Annotated in this window: 20 protein-coding genes; 13 read left to right on the top strand and 7 right to left on the bottom strand. The window is 43.5% G+C overall.

Annotated elements, in window-relative coordinates:
* Positions 1-130 precede the first annotated feature (130 nt).
* Complete coding sequence (locus ACXX53_RS14265; RefSeq protein WP_458569316.1) at positions 131-526, bottom strand: VOC family protein; 396 nt, start codon at positions 524-526, stop codon at positions 131-133.
* 212 nt (positions 527-738) lie between these two features.
* Here ACXX53_RS14265 and ACXX53_RS14260 point away from each other — a divergent pair, with 212 nt between their 5' ends.
* Positions 739-1,344, top strand: coding sequence for a TetR/AcrR family transcriptional regulator (locus ACXX53_RS14260; protein WP_458569315.1), 606 nt, complete (start codon positions 739-741; stop codon positions 1,342-1,344).
* A gap of 57 nt (positions 1,345-1,401) precedes the next feature.
* On the opposite strand, the gene ACXX53_RS14255 is transcribed toward ACXX53_RS14260, so the two are convergent.
* The 3 genes from ACXX53_RS14255 to ACXX53_RS14245 all read right to left on the bottom strand — a co-directional run bounded on the left by ACXX53_RS14255 (position 1,402) and on the right by ACXX53_RS14245 (position 5,015).
* Positions 1,402-2,982, bottom strand: coding sequence for a DUF5597 domain-containing protein (locus ACXX53_RS14255; RefSeq protein WP_458569314.1), 1,581 nt, complete (start codon positions 2,980-2,982; stop codon positions 1,402-1,404).
* 50 nt (positions 2,983-3,032) lie between these two features.
* Complete coding sequence (locus ACXX53_RS14250; protein WP_458569313.1) at positions 3,033-4,424, bottom strand: MFS transporter; 1,392 nt, start codon at positions 4,422-4,424, stop codon at positions 3,033-3,035.
* 177 nt (positions 4,425-4,601) lie between these two features.
* Positions 4,602-5,015, bottom strand: a complete 414-nt coding sequence (locus ACXX53_RS14245) for a hypothetical protein (protein WP_458569312.1) — start codon at positions 5,013-5,015, stop codon at positions 4,602-4,604.
* Between the two features lie 707 nt (positions 5,016-5,722).
* Here ACXX53_RS14245 and ACXX53_RS14240 point away from each other — a divergent pair.
* Positions 5,723-6,376, top strand: coding sequence for a FusB/FusC family EF-G-binding protein (locus tag ACXX53_RS14240; protein ID WP_458569311.1), 654 nt, complete (start codon positions 5,723-5,725; stop codon positions 6,374-6,376).
* An 83-nt stretch (positions 6,377-6,459) separates the two neighbouring features.
* Here ACXX53_RS14240 and ACXX53_RS14235 read toward each other — a convergent pair whose 3' ends face one another.
* A complete protein-coding gene (locus tag ACXX53_RS14235) occupies positions 6,460-6,981 on the bottom strand; it encodes a GNAT family N-acetyltransferase (protein ID WP_458569310.1) in 522 nt (173 codons plus the stop codon).
* Between the two features lie 174 nt (positions 6,982-7,155).
* Here ACXX53_RS14235 and ACXX53_RS14230 point away from each other — a divergent pair, with 174 nt between their 5' ends.
* On the top strand, positions 7,156-7,941 hold the full coding sequence (locus ACXX53_RS14230; RefSeq protein ID WP_458569309.1) for a histidine phosphatase family protein: 786 nt from the start codon (positions 7,156-7,158) through the stop codon (positions 7,939-7,941).
* Positions 7,942-8,076: 135 nt separating this feature from the next.
* Here ACXX53_RS14230 and ACXX53_RS14225 read toward each other — a convergent pair whose 3' ends face one another.
* Positions 8,077-8,475 (bottom strand): type II toxin-antitoxin system death-on-curing family toxin, encoded by a 399-nt coding sequence (locus tag ACXX53_RS14225; RefSeq protein WP_458569308.1) that lies wholly within the window; start codon positions 8,473-8,475, stop codon positions 8,077-8,079.
* 1 nt (position 8,476) lies between these two features.
* The gene (locus ACXX53_RS14220; RefSeq protein ID WP_458569307.1) at positions 8,477-8,740 is read right to left on the bottom strand and encodes an AbrB/MazE/SpoVT family DNA-binding domain-containing protein; all 264 of its coding nucleotides are present in this window, start codon (positions 8,738-8,740) and stop codon (positions 8,477-8,479) included.
* Between the two features lie 187 nt (positions 8,741-8,927).
* On the opposite strand from ACXX53_RS14220, the gene ACXX53_RS14215 reads away from it, so the two are divergent.
* From ACXX53_RS14215 to ACXX53_RS14170, 10 genes are all read left to right on the top strand, one after another.
* A complete protein-coding gene (locus ACXX53_RS14215) occupies positions 8,928-9,509 on the top strand; it encodes a TVP38/TMEM64 family protein (RefSeq protein WP_458569306.1) in 582 nt (193 codons plus the stop codon).
* A gap of 39 nt (positions 9,510-9,548) precedes the next feature.
* A complete protein-coding gene (locus tag ACXX53_RS14210) occupies positions 9,549-10,244 on the top strand; it encodes a response regulator transcription factor (protein ID WP_458569305.1) in 696 nt (231 codons plus the stop codon).
* Positions 10,237-11,559 carry a HAMP domain-containing sensor histidine kinase gene (locus tag ACXX53_RS14205; RefSeq protein ID WP_458569304.1) on the top strand — a complete coding sequence of 441 codons (1,323 nt, stop codon included), beginning with the start codon at positions 10,237-10,239 and terminating at the stop codon, positions 11,557-11,559. The genes ACXX53_RS14210 and ACXX53_RS14205 overlap by 8 nt, the downstream gene beginning before the upstream one ends.
* Before the next feature lie 186 nt (positions 11,560-11,745).
* Positions 11,746-12,456, top strand: coding sequence for a LytR/AlgR family response regulator transcription factor (locus ACXX53_RS14200; RefSeq protein ID WP_458569303.1), 711 nt, complete (start codon positions 11,746-11,748; stop codon positions 12,454-12,456).
* A gap of 2 nt (positions 12,457-12,458) precedes the next feature.
* Positions 12,459-13,133 (top strand): sensor histidine kinase, encoded by a 675-nt coding sequence (locus ACXX53_RS14195; RefSeq protein WP_458569302.1) that lies wholly within the window; start codon positions 12,459-12,461, stop codon positions 13,131-13,133.
* Between the two features lie 87 nt (positions 13,134-13,220).
* Positions 13,221-15,035, top strand: coding sequence for an ABC transporter ATP-binding protein (locus ACXX53_RS14190; RefSeq protein WP_458569301.1), 1,815 nt, complete (start codon positions 13,221-13,223; stop codon positions 15,033-15,035).
* Complete coding sequence (locus ACXX53_RS14185) at positions 15,032-16,225, top strand: hypothetical protein (protein ID WP_458569300.1); 1,194 nt, start codon at positions 15,032-15,034, stop codon at positions 16,223-16,225. The genes ACXX53_RS14190 and ACXX53_RS14185 overlap by 4 nt, the downstream gene beginning before the upstream one ends.
* Positions 16,189-16,935, top strand: a complete 747-nt coding sequence (locus ACXX53_RS14180; RefSeq protein WP_458569299.1) for an ATP-binding cassette domain-containing protein — start codon at positions 16,189-16,191, stop codon at positions 16,933-16,935. The genes ACXX53_RS14185 and ACXX53_RS14180 overlap by 37 nt, the downstream gene beginning before the upstream one ends.
* A gap of 190 nt (positions 16,936-17,125) precedes the next feature.
* The gene (locus ACXX53_RS14175; protein ID WP_458569298.1) at positions 17,126-17,782 is read left to right on the top strand and encodes a TetR/AcrR family transcriptional regulator; all 657 of its coding nucleotides are present in this window, start codon (positions 17,126-17,128) and stop codon (positions 17,780-17,782) included.
* Positions 17,775-19,052, top strand: coding sequence for an MFS transporter (locus tag ACXX53_RS14170; protein ID WP_458569343.1), 1,278 nt, complete (start codon positions 17,775-17,777; stop codon positions 19,050-19,052). The genes ACXX53_RS14175 and ACXX53_RS14170 overlap by 8 nt, the downstream gene beginning before the upstream one ends.
* Positions 19,053-19,055: the final 3 nt, after the last annotated feature.

Here is a 19,055-nt window from a genome sequence, read left to right as displayed (position 1 = left end):
TTTACTTTATCTACAAACATAGTTTCGAATAACCCTTTAGCCATGCGTCAAATTCTAATAGAAAAAGGCACTCTTCTTATTAAAGAAAAGTACCTGAATGTTGATGTTTATCTATTTGCAACAAAACATGCTATTTTGCGTTCTCATCTGGCTGGTGAATACCAAATATATTTCCTTCAGTGTCTATGTAATATCCCTGCCACGCCATTCCAGGGAGTGCATACTTCGGCATTGCGAGTTTGCCTCCATGACTAAGAATTTTTGCTTCAGTAGAATCGTAATCTGCCACTCCCATTGTACATGCATAGCCATTCATAGCCTGGCCTGGTTCTGGAGAAGCGCCTTGACGCTGCATTAAAGCCCCGTTAATTCCAAGCTCCTTTGCATCGCCAGTTACAGCTCCGAAATAAGGCATTCCAGCATAGTCGCTCCAATCCTCAAATGTCCATCCAAATACCTCTCCATAAAACTTCTTAGCACGCTCCATGTCATCCACATGAATCTCGAAATGAACTAATCTGCCCATGATCTCCTCCTAGTTTTTGACTTCCTTAAATCATTTGGTATGTTTTCTATTTATAGTTTTGAATATCCTTCATTATTATTGTAAGGAATAGGTTAAATTATTCAGATATCTAATCCTTCCTTGTTGAACAGCTAGATTAATATAAAGTATGCTAAAATGATGGTTAATATTGGATTAATCTAGGGATTAGACGAGGGGACGAAGGAATAGATATGCAAACGACAAGGGAACGTATCCTGATCGAAGCAGAAAAACAATTTATAGCACTCGGGATTGCAAATGCACAGATGAAAGATATTGCGTCGGCCGTAAACATCAATAGGAGAACACTGTATCGTTATTTCCCCACGAAGGATGAATTAGCTTTCGAAATTGAAATCCTGGTGATGAAACAAATACAGGACTATCTTACACTGGATATCGGGGAAACGACCGGCAAAACGGGCTTTGAAAAAGTAAAAGCATACTTCTATCGGGTTGATCTGGATAAAGTCAAAGAACAGATTAAATTCACTGCTGAGTTCGACAGGTATTTTCAGGAGAATTATCCGAACCCAGAGCTGGAACAATCGTTTATCGAAGCTTTAAATCCCGAGCGGGACCCGCTGTTTCATTATATTCGCGAAGGGGTGGCAGATGGCTCTATTCGTAACGATCTGACGGTCGAAGAGCTGTACCACTTTATTAGCCATAGCTTTATTTCCCTCTTCCAACGTCTAATTCTGAGAGAAAACCACTTGAAGCGTGAATACTGCGATAATATTGATTTTCGCAAATCATTTCGAAATATTGTGCTCAGCGGAATACAGCGCACATGAATACCGGAGTTTATCGACTGCGGTTCCATGTGCGCGGCATCGGCTGATATTCGATAGCTATGGCGTTAGAACGACCCTTACAACACCGCAATACGGGGTAACCCAGAAACCTCCGAACACGGATTCATCGCCATTTCTGGTGCGTGTAGGTACAAACTCGCCTGTCTCTGTCAGATAGCCTTCCTCTACGGAAAGATAGTCCACAGGGGTGAGTACCATCGGCATTTTCATAGCGTCAAGCCACGCAGGTCCTGACCCGGGAACCATGAACAGATGAAAGTTGCCAGCCAGGTAGAATTCCCGCGGTCCAGCTTCAATGATAAGCCCGTGTTTAGGTCGTCCTTCAATCAACCGAGGATTACGGGCATGTCTATGATCCTTATTCTCGCTCGTGATACCCAAATTGATAAAAGGTACTGCCCCAATGTATTGTTCGAACACAAAGCTTTGATTGATCTGGTAATCCTCTTCTACAACGGCATGAACTTTGCCTGTACCGCGATACTTGTGAAGCAACGGTAACAGACTCATCACACTGCGGAAGCTTTCGGCGAATAGTACGGCATCGTCCAGTAGATTGCCCTCCATATCAAGAATGCTGTCTACGCCAAAACAAAAGTAACCGATCGCGTTGTAGTCAGCCAGAGCCCGGAGCATATTTCTCGCATTAAGCCCGTCTGGACTGGATTCCGGAATAAATAAAGGGTTGTCGGGTCGGTGATAGTCTTCGCACACAATCTTGTAGTCGCTAAAATTAACCGAGTAAATATCCGGTGCGATCAGATCCAGATGAGGCGCTGCGAATTTCCAAATATCTAACGTGCCCCTGACAGGCCCGCCGGAAGGATAGAATCCAGGAATCGGCCAACCCGGAAAAGAGAGCCAAGCGTTGGTATACATGGGAAGGTTGTATACTGCGCGGCCTTCTGAGGCGATATGATCGATATATTTGGCAATAGACCAAGCTGTGCAGAGCTCTCCGCCCGCGACGCCAAAAACCTCCTCCCAACTCCCTTGTTCTTTAGAACCGTTCTTCTGCAAGACCTCCCAGACACTGCCTTCACCAAGTCCTTTTACATGTTCGAGAAGTGCGGAGGGTACAGCTCCGGATAATGCAGCATTTGCCTCAGGACCATAATCCCTGTCACAGCCAAGAATGCCCGGTTCATTCTCCACCTGCACCGCAATAACCGTCTCAGTCTCGCTATCCCTTTCTTTCAGATGCCCCATCAAAGCCTGGAACGCTCTTGTATCCGCCTGAAGCGCTTCCTCGCAAAAAGCCGAAAGTACATTCATAGGGACACCGTCGCTGCGAAGCACTCTGAAAAATCGCTTCTTGTCTGTCTTTATCCAACCGGGACAATAACGCATCTCGCCATTCTTCCAGGTTGCAAACCATAATACGATAAGGTGCAAGTCATTCTTCCGGCACTCCTCCAGCAGCATATCTACCGAAGAAAAATCAAATTGCCCCTCTAGCGGCTCGACTTGTTCCCAATAGACCGGCGCTTCCAGCGTATTGCCTCCCAATGCCTTAACACCAGCGATAGCAGATGCCAATTCTTCCGCGGTATAGGCGCTGGAGTTTTTGGACTGGCCCCCCATCGGCATGAATGGTTTTCCCTTTACTTTAAACATACAATCCTCTCCTGTTCTTCTATTCAAATGGGATAAATCCGAATTTCAACTTACGCGTGGTGGGTGGGTTCTTGAGCTTCTATATTCTCGATCGGATAAGTACTGGAGCTGATTTTTTTCTCATCATATTTCAGAAAAGCGAGCAAAGATAAGAGGGCAACAAAGGCAGCTATGACGACAGATATCCGTATCCCGGAATCATCATTAACCGAATTCCCGATTGCTAGTATGGTAGGCAAGATTATAACGGATAAAGCGGTTCCAAATTTCGTTAGAAACGAGCGTACGCCAAAGTACAGCGCTTCTTTGTTATCGCCGCTCGAACTGGCGTCATATACGGCGCAATCCGCAACGATAGCATTCGGCAATATGCCGGATATGGCCGCGGGAACTGCTGAGAGAAGAATAATGGGAAACAACTGTACAAATCCGTCAAACGGAAACATCCCCATAAGCGAGATATAGATGAAAGAAACGATAAGAGAAACGAACGATACGATCATCAGCTTCTTCTTGCCGTAACTTTTACTTAATCTATTGACCAACGGATACAGCAGGAACGAGAGTACGCCGACGGCAGTCACAATCAGACCGACGTGAGTTTCCTTCTGCCTTGCAAGCACTGTAATGTAGTAAACAAGGGAAGATTGGAAGAAGCTGTTCGTGAACCAATACCCCAGCTCGCTCATTAAGAAGAATCTGAAATCTCTATTTTGAAATACTGTCTTAATGGATGTTTTGATGTCCAAGCTTGTCGCATTTGTGGAACCATACAGATTCTCATCAATCGTATAGGCCGGTATGAGCATAAGGATTAATGCAATGGCTGCAAGTCCGGTAAAGGTCCACTGAATCGCAGCGGTTTTGGAAATCTCGAAGATCGTCATGACGGTATCCCAAATGTTAGGTGCGAACGTTGCGATAATCAGTCCCAGAAACCAAGTAACCGAGATATACGTCGACAGATCTATTCGCTCTTCCGCACTGCGGCCCAATTCGCTTAGAAGGGCTGTGTAGGGTATCACATAACAAGTAAAAGCAACAAAGTATAGAGGCAGAAGGATAAGAAGCCATAAGGAGTTGATGGTATGAATGCCGTCTTGAAAAGGAACGACAAATATGCACACGAGCAAAATGGCACAAGGCAGGGAGCTTCTTCTCAAAAACGGCGTCCGTCTCCCAAGGCGATGCCTGCTTCTATCGCTCATGTTCGCAATCCATAGGTCGGACACTGCGTTGATCAACGTAGAGATCCCCATGATGACGCCAATGATCGTAACGCCCAAAAACACACTACCTTGCGGGATCACCACATGAATGCCGGACTCTTCCGGCGGCAAATAAAAATAGATGAGCCATGTTCCCATGATTCCTGCTAGAATCGACCAGCCTAATTGCCCAAGCGAGTAGAACACCCTGATCTTCCTTGGTAATTTAACCATCCGCCCCCTCCTTTGGTATTGGTTTTTCACTTGGATGCCACACGTGTGACATGTATAAATTATACAGTATTGGAAATAGCGTCGTAAAGTCCTTTTCATGCCAAATAGCAATGGCCCGTCCTGCAAGGCTAGCAGTACGGGCCAATGGAGTTGAATTTTCCAAGGTAATAATTCGATTCAATTCTTTATTATCATAATAAGAACTGTCATGATAATTCCATCTTGTGTTTTTATATATAACACTTCTTTGCCTGGAAATTCCTTTACGCTGTATATAGGATCACCAACACTAACATTGATGTTTCTTTCATTTTGTTTAAGAACCGCATCCCCAGGGTATTCTATTTTTTCAACTACCCTTTTAATTTCACCAATTTGCTTTTTTGTTTCCTTAATTGGAGATTCTTCAGTAGTTGGATATAGTGTATAAATCTTGTGATCAATATATAGGTATCCGATACTTGGTACAATAACATTATTAATGTCGAATACTTCTTCGATAGGAGTTGTTTTTTCGTCATCTTTAGAACATCCTACTAACGCCATTAATAATATAACTATTAAAAGTGAGTATATTGTTTTATTCTGCATTACATCACCTCGGGATATATATTTCATTACATAATAACCCATAATTTAGCAAATAGATACGAATAAACAAGCGGATATACAAAGCTTTTTTCAATCCCCTCATTATCCTGGTTTCAAAGATAACATTCGGGAGTCCGATAGCACATACGGTGACAGTAAGGCCGTGTGACCTGCACTTGAACGGACACAGGGGCCGCTATTTCATGATTTCGGGGTTTTTTTTGAGGGCTAGCGGACACAGATGACGCTATTTGCTTCAAAACTAGCACTAAACGGCTTATTCGGGTCAAATAACGGCTCTACGGTCCGTTAGTATGGCGAATTAGTGGTGTTTGCTGCAAATAGCGGCTCGTGTGTCCGCTCCGGGCCCCTGCATCAGCTCCAAATTCAGCTCGCGCGAGATCCGAAAACTGGCGGAGCATTCCTCTACTTCATCACGAGGTTGCTTCACCCTAATTCCGCTCATCTCATAATGGACTTCGATACAAGTTTTCCTTATAATGCTTTATATAAAGGAGGTCGGTGGGGATGGTAAATCACGTTACCAGAGCTGGCGACGACTCATGCAAAGCCTAGAATAGGGGCGATTCTTTGCGTGGGGCCAGACACTTACTGTTAATATTGTCGCCCGAGAGAGCTTGATTCGTTTCTAATCATGGGCTTTGCACCTTATTTGCACTTTCAATATGAATAAGGGGCTGACAAGTATGAGCGCACCATTTATTAGAAACCATCAATATAACTTAGTTAAGAAGCAGGTCGGTATATTGCAGCATGCCTGCAATACGGTCTCCGATCGGAAAGTCGTGGAATCGGTAAGATTCAGCGCGAGTTCGAAGATCATAGAGGAGTTCCCGGATGCAACGGAACTTCAAAGGCAATCACTGGAACAGATCTCGGCGTTAAAAACGGATGGGGATTTCCGGCAGTATTTGCTTTCGTTGGAGCCTTATTTGGCGGAGTTTGCGCAAGTGACAGATAAGCAGCTGAAGAAGCTATTTCCAAAGAGCAAAAAATTAAAGGTTCCCGATCTAACTGCGATCGATTATCGCTATGTCACGTATCTCGGCTGGACCGACATCGCGACGAACAAATTGTATATCGTTTATCATCTGAACGGGCAACTTGTCGGCATAGAAGGAAGATTTACGCCAGTGAACAGAAAAAGCGTCTGCTTTTTGTGTAACCGGCATGAAGAGGTTGCGTTGTTTTCGGCGATTACCAAGTCGAAACCGGCTAACGCATCGCCTGACTACTATAAAGCGATCGGCAACTATATGTGCGTAAACAGTGACGCTTGCAACAAGAATATAACAGATATAGCTCCACTGGAAAAATTCATTCATGCCGTCGTAGGATAATCCGATTCGACTGATCGCTGCGGCGTTCCAACTTGATTAAAGCATCGTTCCATTTAGGTGGGACGATGCTTTTTTGAGGTTTTCTAAAACACCCTATACCAAAATATCGCTCTTTCATTAGCTGTCGGAAAATTGGAATACAACATCGTATCAACTGCACCGATTATAAACTTGTTCTTAGCATAAAATCGGCACGCTGATAGATTGACATCCTGCGTTTCAAGCATAAGACCAATGTGTTGATTCTGCTTTGCCCACTCGGCAGCCTTTTCTAATAATGATGTTCCGACACCTTTATGTCTCCACTCTTGTGCAACCGCAATATCCTCTATAAAAACATAGCCATTCCAATGGGAACGAAGCCTTATCTGTCCGACGCATTTATCGTCATTGTAATACAAAAACACAGCTCTATCCTGTTTCTCAATATAGCTTATGTCAATGTCGTCATTGGCGTATTGTTTCTCATATGGTTCAGAATAAATCTCCTCGGTATATGTCCAGGTGTCGTTTTCGTATTTCGGTATAATCCTCCCAAAAACAATAAAGCTTTCGTTTGATTTGTTAAAATCCTCCATATTGGCATCTGTCATTTTAATGATCATTATCTAATCCCTCACTTAGTCCTCGTTGAATTGGCTTTGATAGTATTATTTGGATTAACTATTAGTTTGCCCCCCGCAACTTTCTGTTTATGGTTATTTTCGACACTGGGGATTAGATTTAACATATCAGATATTTATAGATTCATCATACTATTGTGATCTAGGGGGATCCAAATGAAAAGAAGAATTTTATTATCGTTTTTAGTCGGGATATTATTAGTTACAGCAATGGGTTGCTCAACCTCAACCAATGAATCTCTAGAAGGAAAAGAAAAAAAGCCGGTTGAAATATATCTGACAAGACACGGGAAAACGATGCTTAACACAACAGATCGAGTACAAGGATGGGCAGATGCTCCTCTTACAGAGAAAGGAATCGAAGTAGCAGAGTACCTAGGTAAAGGTTTAAAGGACATTGATTTTGAAAGGGCTTACAGCAGCGATAGCGGACGAGCTATAGAAACGGCAAAGATCGTGCTGGACAAAAGTGGACAAAAGGATTTAGAACTCGTTCAAAATAAAGATTTAAGAGAAGCTTGTTTTGGAGAATTTGAAGGGGAGTTAAATGAAACGTTTCATGCGAAACTTGCTGAAGCCAATAACATGAGTATGGATGAGTTTATGGAAGTCTTTGATGTGGGGATTATGCTGGATACTGCTGCAAAAATGGATACAAGCAAAATGGCAGAAACTTCTGAAGACGTTTCCAACAGATTAAAATCCGCCATAGATCAGATTGCAAAAGATACTTATGAAAATGGCGGAGGAGAGGTCTTGGTAGTATCACATGGAATATCAATCATGTCATTATTATATGCAATCGATCCGGGAGCATTAGATGAACTTGAAGCTGGTCTTGAGAATGCTAGTATATCAAAGATCGTATATGATAATGGCAAGTACACAGTGGAGTCTGTAAATGATATGAGTTATGTTGAAAAAGGTAAAAACGAAAAATAGATAGAAAGCAAATATGAAATAGTATTGAGCCAAAAAATTAATGAACTCGTCGATGATAGGGCGGCTAATTGTGTTGCCACAGTGCCACGGTTCGTTTCCAAAGCAAAAGCCGACCACGTGAGGTCGGCTTTTAGCCTATTGTTCATTTGTACAATGCTGCTGAATCAGATGTGCAAGCTCAACAAATTCGTACTTATGGTTCACCATATCGACGACAAAATCTTCGGCTTGTTTTGGGTCTATTATTAAATGATAGCCATTCATTTTCAAAAAGATGACGAGAGCAGTAAAGGCGGTTCTTTTGTTAGCATTTTGAAAAGGATGATTCTTTCCTAGTGATTCGAATAGCGCAGCGGCTTTCTCGAACAATGAAGGATAGGCATCCGCACTGAACGCTGATGATTGGGGACGAGCAACAGCAGACTCTAACAGGCCGTAATCCTTGATCCCGATGTCCTCTCCCGGACTGTATCTTTGTATCATAGCGACATTAATCGCAATAACCTCTTGGGCTGTTAAGTAACGGATCCTCATATCAACGATCCTTTAGATTCTTCAACGTCTCATCATATTGGTCTATGACATGTGACAGTGTATCGAGGAAATCAGTGCTTATCCCCGCAGGCAATACTACTTTATTGGCTTTGCGAATGATGATTTCTCCATTGGCTTCTCTTACTTCGATATTCACAGAATCACCAAGTTCGAGTCCGATCTGCTTCAATGCTTCGGTCATTGTAATGCCGAGACTGTTTCCAAATTTGGTTACTTTCCGCTCCATTTCGATCACCTTGTCCACTAATATCCCCTCCTTATCATACTATTCAATTGTTGTTACAATTATACATGTCTTATTGATTATGAACTATAGGTCATATTTCGTGATCAAGGTTAAGAAACTTTAAGAATTATATAGACATTCTATTAAACTTCTTCCTGTAGTATTGATTTCTGTAATCGACAGAAACAAAGGAGGAAATAGCAGCTTGGAGGCAAGTAGCAGAATTAAAAAAGGGTTCCTGATTGCATCAGTTGTATTACTTTTAGTTCCCGCCCTGTTTATTTTGAAAGGTTATGTTGACGGGGCTTTTAGCTCTTTAGGAGCTTTTCAAATATATATCGGGAAGCTTGGTTTGTGGGGTCCCATTACCTTGACGCTCTTTCAGGCGTTTCAAGTGGTAATTCCCATCCTTCCAGGTTGGTTAGGATGCGGTGTTGGAGCGGTAGTGTTTGGACCTGTCGGAGGATTCATTTGTAATTTTATCGGAATTAGTGCAGGGTCTATTATGGCTTTTTGGCTTGCTAGAAAATACGGCGTTAAATTGGTGAAGAGTATCATTGCAGAAGATAAATATGAGAAGTATGTAGGTTGGATCAGCAACAAAAAAAGCTATTCGCTGGCGCTGTGGCTAATGATCTTACTGCCGTTTGCACCGGATGACTTCTTTTGCTATTTTTCGGGCCTGACCAAGATGAGCGCAAAGAAATTTACATGGATTATTATTACCGCGAAGCCATGGTGCATTATACTATATAGTATATTTTTCGGTGCTTTTGCTTTGAAATAGGGTCATGAAGTAATTCTGCAAGAGAGAAAGGTAAGGATAATGGATCAAAAAAACATTCTAGTCGTTGACGATCACCCGGAAATCCGTGAAATACTCAAAGTGTTATTGGGAAGTGAAGGATACCATGTCATTGAGGCAGAAAACGGAACAGAAGCTTTGGAAATGCTGAATCCATCGATTGACCTCGTTATTTTGGACATTATGATGCCGGGGATATCGGGATTGAAGACATGTGAGAGGATCAGAGAAAACTATAATGTTCCTATTCTATTTCTGACTGCGAAGACACAGGATTCTGATAAATCAATGGGGCTTCTGATGGGAGGAGATGATTACCTTGCGAAACCTTTTTCCCATTATGAACTGACCGCAAGGGTAAAGGCATTGCTGCGCAGATATCATGTATATAGGGGCAAGGATACTGCCGAACGTGATCATTATATAAGCATTGCTGACATGAGAATCAACAAGGACTTTAACGAGGTTCTTCTTAATGGAGAAGAAATAAATCTGACCGAGATCGAATATCAGATACTCCGACTGATGGCAAGTTATCCTAGAAAGATCTTTTCGACACAAATGTTATACGAGAGCGTATGGAACGAGCCTTATTTCTACAGTTCGAATGGAACAGTCATGGTACATATCCGAAAGCTGCGCCTTAAGCTGGAAGACGATCCACAAAACCCAAAGCGTATTGTTACAGTATGGGGGAAGGGGTATCGTATTGAGTAAAAAAAGAACCTGGTTTGGAAAACTCCATCTGGAACTCATCTTGGCAGCGACGGTTGCGTTGGTTCTTTCTGCTGCATTTTTTGGTGTCATACAATATGCAACAAGCTCCATTCTTGATCATTATTTTGAAACATCAGACTACTTGGATGACAAGACCGACGAAGCAGCCTCGGAACTTCAACAATATGTAACAGAACATAATCTAGCGGTTACCGATACCGATACCATTCTCAAATGGGTTAAGGAACAAAAGGTCGTTTTTGTAGGAATATCCGTTGATAATCAAATTGTATTTAATTCCTCTCAGTACAATACACCGGATTATGACAGATATGCCTTTGAAGAAAGTATGCCGTGGTTCAAAGAGTACACGATTACTTTTTCTGACATAGAAGCGACTGCATATCTTATGGGCTTCTTTGATTACCAGACATATGTGAATTATTATTATGCCGAGTTGGTAATGTCTGTTCTGCTGTTTATTATCATACTTACTCTGTTGATACGCAATAAGCTGAATTATATTACTACGCTGGAGAAAGAGATCAAAATACTAGAGGGCGGGAATCTAAAGTATGCGATCACCGTCAAAGGAAATGATGAACTAACGTCCTTGGCAAGTAGTCTTAACGATATGAGGGTATCGTTTATCAATCAGATCGAAACAGAGGAAAAGGCGCGACTTGCTAACAAGGAGCTGATCACCGCGCTGTCTCATGATCTTCGCACACCACTGACTACACAGACGGGTTATTTAGAGATCCTAAAGGAAAAGCATTGGTCAACACAAGAGGAACATGATCGGTATGTAGAAAAATGTCTTGCCACTTGTGAGCAGATGAAGCAGATGTCTGACCGGTTATTTGAATACTTTTTGGCATTTAAAAGTGATAGGGATGAGCCGGAAATAGAGTTGAAGGAATTTAACGGGCTTGAACTATTTATGCAGTTAATTTCTGAACATACACTCCTTATGGAAGAGGACGGGTTTTCCTTTACCATATCGGTAGCTGAGACGGACTTTAAGGTTAGGGTATGCATAAGCTCTTTGTTACGTATTTTCGATAATATCTTTTCTAACTTGATGAAGTATGCGGATCGAACAGAGAACATACGGGTATCCATAGAAGCTGATGAACATTACTGCACTATTCAGTTTGATAATCAGATCTATGAGCAAAGTGAGAAAATTGCAAGCACAAAGATAGGGTTGGAAAATGTAAAGAGATTGATGAAACAGCAGCAGGGAGAATTGATCCTACATGAGAGTGATAGGCGTTTTTCGTTGATGCTTAAATTTCCACTCGTTTATTAGAGATGAATAGGCTTCTACAACAAGTTGGATGAGGAACCCTTATTAAGCCGGCCCGCATGAGGTCGGTTTTTTGTGTTGAGGCGAGATGAAGGGAGTCTGCTATAATCATATTTAAATGCGTGATAAATTATGGTAGGTAGAATACCGAGATTATGGACGCGTGATTTCACCAGCGGAGGACAAGCCATGACTCTTCATATCTCAATATGTGACGACGAACAAGTTGAAATCAAATATTTAACGACGCTTATAAATAAGTGGGCTGTGGCCAACAAGCACAGAGTGGTTGTTGAAACCTTCGAATCTGCCGAGGCGTTTCTATTTCGATATACAGAAGACAAGAATACGGATATACTTCTGCTTGACATCGAGATGGGGAAAATGAACGGCGTGGAGCTTGCGCAGCATATTCGGTGTGACAACGAATCGATGCAAATCGTGTTTATAACGGGATTCCCCGATTTCATGGCGCAGGGCTACGAGGTATCGGCTTTGCATTATCTCATGAAGCCTGTGAATGAAGGAAAACTGTTCTCCGTGCTCGACAAGGCGTGCAAGAGTTTAAATAAAAAAGAACGCGTAATCATGCTGAACATCAACGGCGAGATCGTACGAATTCCCGTTAGTAACATCCTTTGCGTCGAGGCGTTTGCTCATGCTGTCGCGATTGAGACGACAGACGGTCTATACAATGTGAAGCAATCCATTACCGAGATCGAACATCAGCTTGAGGAAGGCTTTATCCGCTGCCATCGATCCTATATTGTCGGGCTTAAGCATATAAAGCGCATCACCAAAACCGAAGTCATACTTGACAACAACAGGGCATTGCCGCTTTCACGCCGATCGTATGATAAGGTAAATCAGGCTTTTATCCAATATTTCAAAGGGGAATGAAGATGGGACTAGCCAATTTTCTTTTTGGCCGAATGCTTGATCGCCGTATTTCTGCCTATCAAAATGATCTTATGACCAAGCACTTCGACGAAGTGCAAAATATATACATGCAGATGCGCGGCTGGCGACATGATTACCATAATCATATCCAGACCATGAAGGCGCACCTTGCACTCGGTCAAACGACCGAGCTTCAGGAATATTTAAGTAAGCTTGATACGGACTTATCCTCTGTCGATACGGTTCTCCAGACAGGCAATGTTTTAGTAGATGCGATTCTTAACAGCAAGCTTTCGCTTATTGCCACGAAAGATATTGCCGTCAACGCAAAGGCAACCGTGCCAGGCAAGCTTCAAATCTCTGAAATCGACCTCTGCGTGATCATCGGGAATCTGCTAGATAATGCTATGGAAGCATGTCTGAAACAACCAGTTCCATCCGAACGCTATATCCGAGTATATATCGGTGTGTTGAAAGAGCAATTATATATTTCGGTATCGAACTCAGTAAGCGGAGAAGTGATTAAACACGGCAAAACCTTTATCTCGACCAAAAACAGCGCTACCCATGGCTTCGGGCTGATGCGGATTGATCGGATCGCTGATAAATACAACGGTTATGTCAACCGTCAGCACGAAGAAGGTGTGTTTGCTACAGAGGTTATGCTGCCGCTCTAACCATTCGTGCTCCGATACGGACCATTCGTGCAATAATCAGTCGTCCTTTTCTATGATATGCTACCCTGATGGCAAGGAGGTATGTCGATGAAGAAAGAGAAGAAAACAAAGCCATTGTATTCTTTGCCGAGCAATGTCCTATTTCTGCTGCGTAAATCGTGGCAGCTGGACAAAGCCCTGTTCTTGGGGATCTTGACGCGTATCCCTATAGTCGTGCTATTGCCGTTGCTCGGAGCCTATTTATCCAAATTTGTAGTGGAGCTTGTGTCGAATGGTTCCTCTGCAGGAACCTTGATTACTTATGTGTTGTATATATCAGCCGCATTATTGTCGCTTCACTTGCTGAATAACTATATCAGCTCCATAATCGCATGGAGAGCCTTCGGCAATCGCTTCTTATATATTAATATGAGCAGCAATAAAATCATGGATACGGACTATGACAATATCGAAAACCCTGACGGGCAAACCAAAATCCAAAAAGCCTCAAATACGCTTAGCAACGATAGCAGCGGAACACAGCAAATTTTCTCTCAATTCGGCAATATTTGTGCTAATACGATCGGTCTTGTCACGTATTCGGCCTTGATTATTGCGCTCAGCCCGTGGCTTGTGCTGCTGCTCTGCGTGATGACGATAGCCAATTATTACGTCAATAAGGCCCACAATTATTGGGTACATCGGAACAAAGATCAATGGGTGCCGATCGATCGAAAACTCGGATACATCAGCAATAAGGCTGGGGACTTTGAGGCTGCAAAGGATATGCGTCTCTACGGCATGTCTAACTGGTTCAAAGATGTATTCGCAAGGCTGCTAGCAGATCGGATGCATTGGATCAAGAAAACCGAAAAACGCGGCTTTGGCATTGATGGGTTGGCGGCCATGATGACCTTTATCAGAGATGGGGTCGCATACGGGGTCTTAATTTACCAAGTCACCCAGAACGAGATTACGGCGGCGGAGTTTGTGCTATACTTTGCGCTGATTTCCCAATATTCCGGCTGGCTGCTCGGATTGGTCGAATCCTACAATGAGATTCAGAAGACAAGTCTCGGCTTTTGCGACGTACGCGAGTTCCTCGATATGCCCGATCGTTTCAATCGCGGAGAAGGTGTGGAATTGCCGACAAGCTCCCCGGAAATTGAATTTGATCATGTTTCCTTCAGCTATCCGAATAGCGAAAGCGTTACCTTGAAGCACTTGAACTTTAAGGTGAAGAAAGGCGAAAAAATTGCGCTGGTCGGACTCAACGGTGCAGGTAAAACGACACTGGTTAAGCTGTTGTGCGGTCTATATCAACCCACAGAGGGGGCTGTAAAGGTAGGGAATGTGAATATTACCGAGTACAACCGTGATGAATATTACACGTTACTGTCGGTTGTATTCCAGGATATCAGTCTGCTGCCGGTTTCGATTGCGAAAAATATTGCCTTGTGCGAGGAAAAGCAAATAGACAGCGAGCGGCTTGAACAGGTGTTGAAGCTTTCGGGATTGTATGAGAAGGTGCAGAGTCTGCCGAAACACGAAAACACCGTGCTGCTAAAAAGCGTTCACGACCACGCGATTGATTTATCAGGCGGGGAAAATCAAAAGCTTGCGCTGGCAAGGGCTCTGTACAAAGGCGGCAAGATCATCGTTCTAGACGAGCCGACTGCCGCACTTGATCCGATTGCGGAGAACGAAATGTATTTGAAGTACAACGAATTAACATCGGGCGCAACTTCGGTATTCATTTCCCACCGTTTATCAAGCACACGCTTCTGCGACCGAATATTCTTCCTTGAACATGGTGAGATCGTCGAGGAAGGCTCCCATAGCGAACTTATGAAGCTTGGAGGCAAATACGCCGATCTGTTCAACCTTCAAAGTCATTACTATAAGGAGGTTGTGGAAGCATGAGGCTTTTGATAGATGATATTCGCTACATAGTCAAAGGGCTGCAGGAAATCCGCCGAATCCGTCCGTGGCTGCTTTCTCTGATTGTGATCAGGGCGATTTTTAATGCGGTTTCTCCCTTTGTCAATATTTATATGTCCGCGCTTATTATTGACGGTATCGTTGGCGGGCAATCCTTTCAACTTTTAATCGAATATGCTGCCATTACCATTTCATTAAACCTAATAGTTGCTCTGATTATCAGGTTGATGAGCAGACTCATTTCGATCTTGGAGGCGGAGTTTAACCACCGATATGAAATGGTATTGAGCCAAAAAATTATTAACATGGACTACACCAGCGTCGAAAATCCTGAGACACACCGTCTGAGAGTGAAGATTGATGAAATCCGCAATATGAACGGCGGAGGAATATGGAGGCTATTTTATTCATTTCAGGAGATGATCAAGAGCCTGTTTGTCATCGTCTTCTCGGTATCGCTTACTTTTTCGTTGTTTACACTAAACGCCGACCACGAATTGACGGGGATATATGGCTTTGCAGCATCGCCGATTTCTTCGATTGTCTTGGGGGCGTGCATTCTTGCAAACGTCATGATCAGTATGTACGCAAACGCAAACATGACTCAAAAGATGTATCAAATTATGAATGGAATCATCCCATTCAACCGGATATTCAGTTATTATTTTAGCAGCTATCTCCCTGCCTATAACGCAGGAAAAGACATTCGGATCTATAACCAGAAGGCATTAATCGAAAGCGAATCTATGGCGTTGTACGATGACATTAATGTCGTGTTTAACAAGCTGTCTAAAAATCAAATGAAGTATTCGGGCATTACTACGATTTCGACTGTTTTGATCACGACCCTAGTCTATCTGTTTGTCGGATTAAAAGCATTGGCGGGATTGTTCGGTGTCGGTTCTATTGTAAAGTATGTGGGAAGCATCAATGAGTTCACCGGCGCTTTTACAAGCTTCATGACGGAGCTCGCTGCACTTCGCGCGAATAACGAATGTATGAGGGTTTATTTCGACTTTCTCGATATCCCCTCACAAATGTACCAGGGTTCGCTCCCCGTTGAAAAGCGTGCGCTATGCGATGATGGCGATAATGATTACGAGATCGAATTTCGAAATGTGTCCTTCAAATACCTTTGTCAGAACAGGAGACGCTGCGTAACGTATCGTTGAAATTTAAAGTCGGAGGGCGACTTGCGGTTGTAGGGATGAACGGAAGCGGTAAGACGACCTTCATCAAGCTGCTTTGCCGTCTATATGACCCGACAGAAGGGGAAATTCTGCTTAATGGCATTAACATTAAGAAGTACAGCCATGAAGAGTATATGTCGATATTTTCGGTTGTTTTTCAGGACTTCAAGCTATTTTCGTTCAGTTTAGGTCAGAATGTCGCGGCTAGAGTCGATTACGACAAGGCCAAGGTTGAGGCATACCTTGCGGAGGCCGGCTTCGAGAAGCGGTATAGCGAAATGCCGAGCGGATCGGAAACCTGTTTATACAAGGATTTTGACGAAAAGGGCGTGGAGATCTCCGGCGGAGAAGCACAAAAAATTGCGCTGGCACGCGCGCTGTATAAGGATGCGCCGATTATTATCCTCGACGAGCCGACTGCCGCACTCGACCCGATAGCTGAGTTTGAGATTTATTCGAAATTTAACGAGATCGTCGGCAATAAAACGGCAATTTACATTTCACACCGCCTGTCCAGCTGCCGCTTCTGCGACGATATTGCCGTGTTCCACGAAGGTCAGTTGATTCAAAGGGGCAGCCATGATAAGCTCGTTTCCGACAAGAGCGGAAAGTACCATGAGCTCTGGCACGCTCAAGCACAGTATTATGAGGTAAGCAATGACAAAGAAGCTGCTGCTGTAGCAACGTTTTAACATATGCGTGCTTGTTGATGGAGAATGGATGTTAAATATTCGGACAGTTAAGATGAAAGTATCTTAACTGTCTTTTTTGTATTTAATATGGCTTATTTAAGACGAGAATTAGAACTCTCTTGACTTCGCGTGGTAATATGTTACATTTATATCGACAGACAGTCGGTCGGTATAAAATGGAGGTTTAAAAATGAGAGTTGTAAAAGAAGCAGAAGAACGCAGGAACGAAATACTTGACGCGGCGGATGAGCTATTCGGTCAGAAGGGCTTTGATGGTACAAGTACAAACGATATTCTCGAAAAGGTCGGAATTGCGCGGGGAACGCTGTATTATCACTTCAAGTCGAAGGAGGATATTATGGACGCGCTGATTGAGCGGTACAATGTCCTCCTTTTAGGCGCGGCGCAGGAAATTGCCGCAGACAAGAGCATACCCGTAGTCGAGCGCATTATCCGCGTTGTAATGGCACTGAACATAAGCGGCGGAAGCAGCAAGGAGATTATGGAGCACATTCACAAGCCGCAAAACGCGCTTATGCATCAGAAGATACAAAGGGTAATCATCAACGGCGTTACACCGATCTTGACGGAAATTATCCGCGAGGGCATCGAGCAGGGAATGTTTAGCACACCGTTTCCGTATGAGTGCATGGAAATGGTTGTAATCTATGCGAATACCATTTTTGATGATGATATGGTTGTCATGACGAACGAAGAGCGCGGTTCACGAATGCTAGCATTTATTTGCAACGTAGAAAGGCTGCTTGGTGCAGAAAGTGGAAGTCTTATGGACGCTATGCAGATATTTGCTAGGGGAGGTGGAGGAGATGGAAGCAGCTATGGATAAATCGGGAAAGTCCTTCAGAAAATTTCTTCTCTTATGGTCGGGACAGCTTATTTCAGCAATAGGAAGCGGGCTTACTTCGTTCGGGCTTGGGATTTATGTCTTCCAGCAGACGGGGAGGGCATCGGCCATGGCACTTGTAACCTTGCTTGCTTTTATGCCGTCGCTTCTCTTAAGCGCCTTCGCGGGAGTGCTAGCCGACCGCTATGACCGCAGACTATTAATGGTGTTAGGCGACAGTCTTTCCGCGATAGGACTTGTATTCATTCTAATTTGTATGCTTAACGGAGAAGCACAGCTATGGCAGATATGCGTTGGAGTTACAATAAGCTCGGTGTTTTCATCGCTGCTTGAACCCGCATACAAGGCTACGGTTACGGATTTACTCAGTGAGGAACAGTACACGAAGGCAAGCGGTCTTGTCCAGGTGGCGGGCTCGGCAAAATTTCTGATTTCTCCTGTAATTGCGGGATTTTTGCTTACCGTTTCGGATATAAAGCTGCTGCTTGTAATCGACATTTGCACCTTTTTTGTCACCGTTGCTTCTACTCTTGCTGTACGCAGCGGTCTTGCTTCCAAGACATACGAACAGACAAAATCGTTTATTCATGAATTCAAAGACGGTTGGAGCGCAGTTTCAGGAAACAGAGGTGTGCTTGTCCTTGTGATCATGACATCGGTGCTGACATTTTTCTTAGGGGTTATTGAAACACTTTCCATACCGATGTTGCTTGCTTTTACGGACAGTTCCGTAGTAGGGACGCTTGAAACCATTGTCGCTTCGGGAATGCTCGTATCAAGTGTGATCATAGGATTTCTTCCAATAAGAAAGGGCTATCTGAAAATTCTTTCGATTTCGCTGTTCTGTGTTGGAATCTTTATGGCAGGGTTCGGACTTCGCGAAAATATTATCTTGATCTGCATTTCGGGATTTCTCTTTTTTGCAATGATGCCGTTTGCAAACGTAAGCCTGGATTTTCTGGTCCGCACCAACATTGATAATTCCGTTCAGGGCAGAGCTTGGGCACTTATCGGAATCCTTTCTCAGCTTGGATTTGTTGCCGCTTATGCATTTTCGGGTCTGCTGGCGGACTATGTGTTCACCCCTTTATTAGTTGACGGCGGAGCGCTTGCTGACAGTGTGGGAAAGATCATCGGCACGGGCAGCGGCAGAGGGACGGGATTTCTCATTATAATCGCTGGGATGTTGTTATGTGTGACTTCTGTAATTCTGTATCACTTAAAATCGGTTAATAAGCTTGAATACACTTGAAAA

The organism is Paenibacillus marinisediminis, assembly GCF_054343325.1.
This window is presented reverse-complemented; position numbering and strand designations above follow the sequence as displayed.

Excerpts from the sequence above, each read along its gene's own strand:
- ACXX53_RS14265 (WP_458569316.1), bottom strand. The coding sequence starts at position 526 with ATGGGCAGATTAGTTCATTTCGAGATTCATGTGGATGACATGGAGCGT.
- ACXX53_RS14185 (WP_458569300.1), top strand. The coding sequence starts at position 15,032 with ATGAGGCTTTTGATAGATGATATTCGCTACATAGTCAAAGGGCTGCAG.
- ACXX53_RS14200 (WP_458569303.1), top strand. The coding sequence starts at position 11,746 with ATGACTCTTCATATCTCAATATGTGACGACGAACAAGTTGAAATCAAA.
- ACXX53_RS14170 (WP_458569343.1), top strand. The coding sequence starts at position 17,775 with ATGGATAAATCGGGAAAGTCCTTCAGAAAATTTCTTCTCTTATGGTCG.
- ACXX53_RS14195 (WP_458569302.1), top strand. The coding sequence starts at position 12,459 with ATGGGACTAGCCAATTTTCTTTTTGGCCGAATGCTTGATCGCCGTATT.
- ACXX53_RS14250 (WP_458569313.1), bottom strand. The coding sequence starts at position 4,424 with ATGGTTAAATTACCAAGGAAGATCAGGGTGTTCTACTCGCTTGGGCAA.
- ACXX53_RS14260 (WP_458569315.1), top strand. The coding sequence starts at position 739 with ATGCAAACGACAAGGGAACGTATCCTGATCGAAGCAGAAAAACAATTT.
- ACXX53_RS14175 (WP_458569298.1), top strand. The coding sequence starts at position 17,126 with ATGAGAGTTGTAAAAGAAGCAGAAGAACGCAGGAACGAAATACTTGAC.
- ACXX53_RS14235 (WP_458569310.1), bottom strand. The coding sequence starts at position 6,981 with ATGATCATTAAAATGACAGATGCCAATATGGAGGATTTTAACAAATCA.
- ACXX53_RS14245 (WP_458569312.1), bottom strand. The coding sequence starts at position 5,015 with ATGCAGAATAAAACAATATACTCACTTTTAATAGTTATATTATTAATG.
- ACXX53_RS14225 (WP_458569308.1), bottom strand. The coding sequence starts at position 8,475 with ATGAGGATCCGTTACTTAACAGCCCAAGAGGTTATTGCGATTAATGTC.
- ACXX53_RS14255 (WP_458569314.1), bottom strand. The coding sequence starts at position 2,982 with ATGTTTAAAGTAAAGGGAAAACCATTCATGCCGATGGGGGGCCAGTCC.
- ACXX53_RS14190 (WP_458569301.1), top strand. The coding sequence starts at position 13,221 with ATGAAGAAAGAGAAGAAAACAAAGCCATTGTATTCTTTGCCGAGCAAT.
- ACXX53_RS14240 (WP_458569311.1), top strand. The coding sequence starts at position 5,723 with ATGAGCGCACCATTTATTAGAAACCATCAATATAACTTAGTTAAGAAG.
- ACXX53_RS14230 (WP_458569309.1), top strand. The coding sequence starts at position 7,156 with ATGAAAAGAAGAATTTTATTATCGTTTTTAGTCGGGATATTATTAGTT.
- ACXX53_RS14210 (WP_458569305.1), top strand. The coding sequence starts at position 9,549 with ATGGATCAAAAAAACATTCTAGTCGTTGACGATCACCCGGAAATCCGT.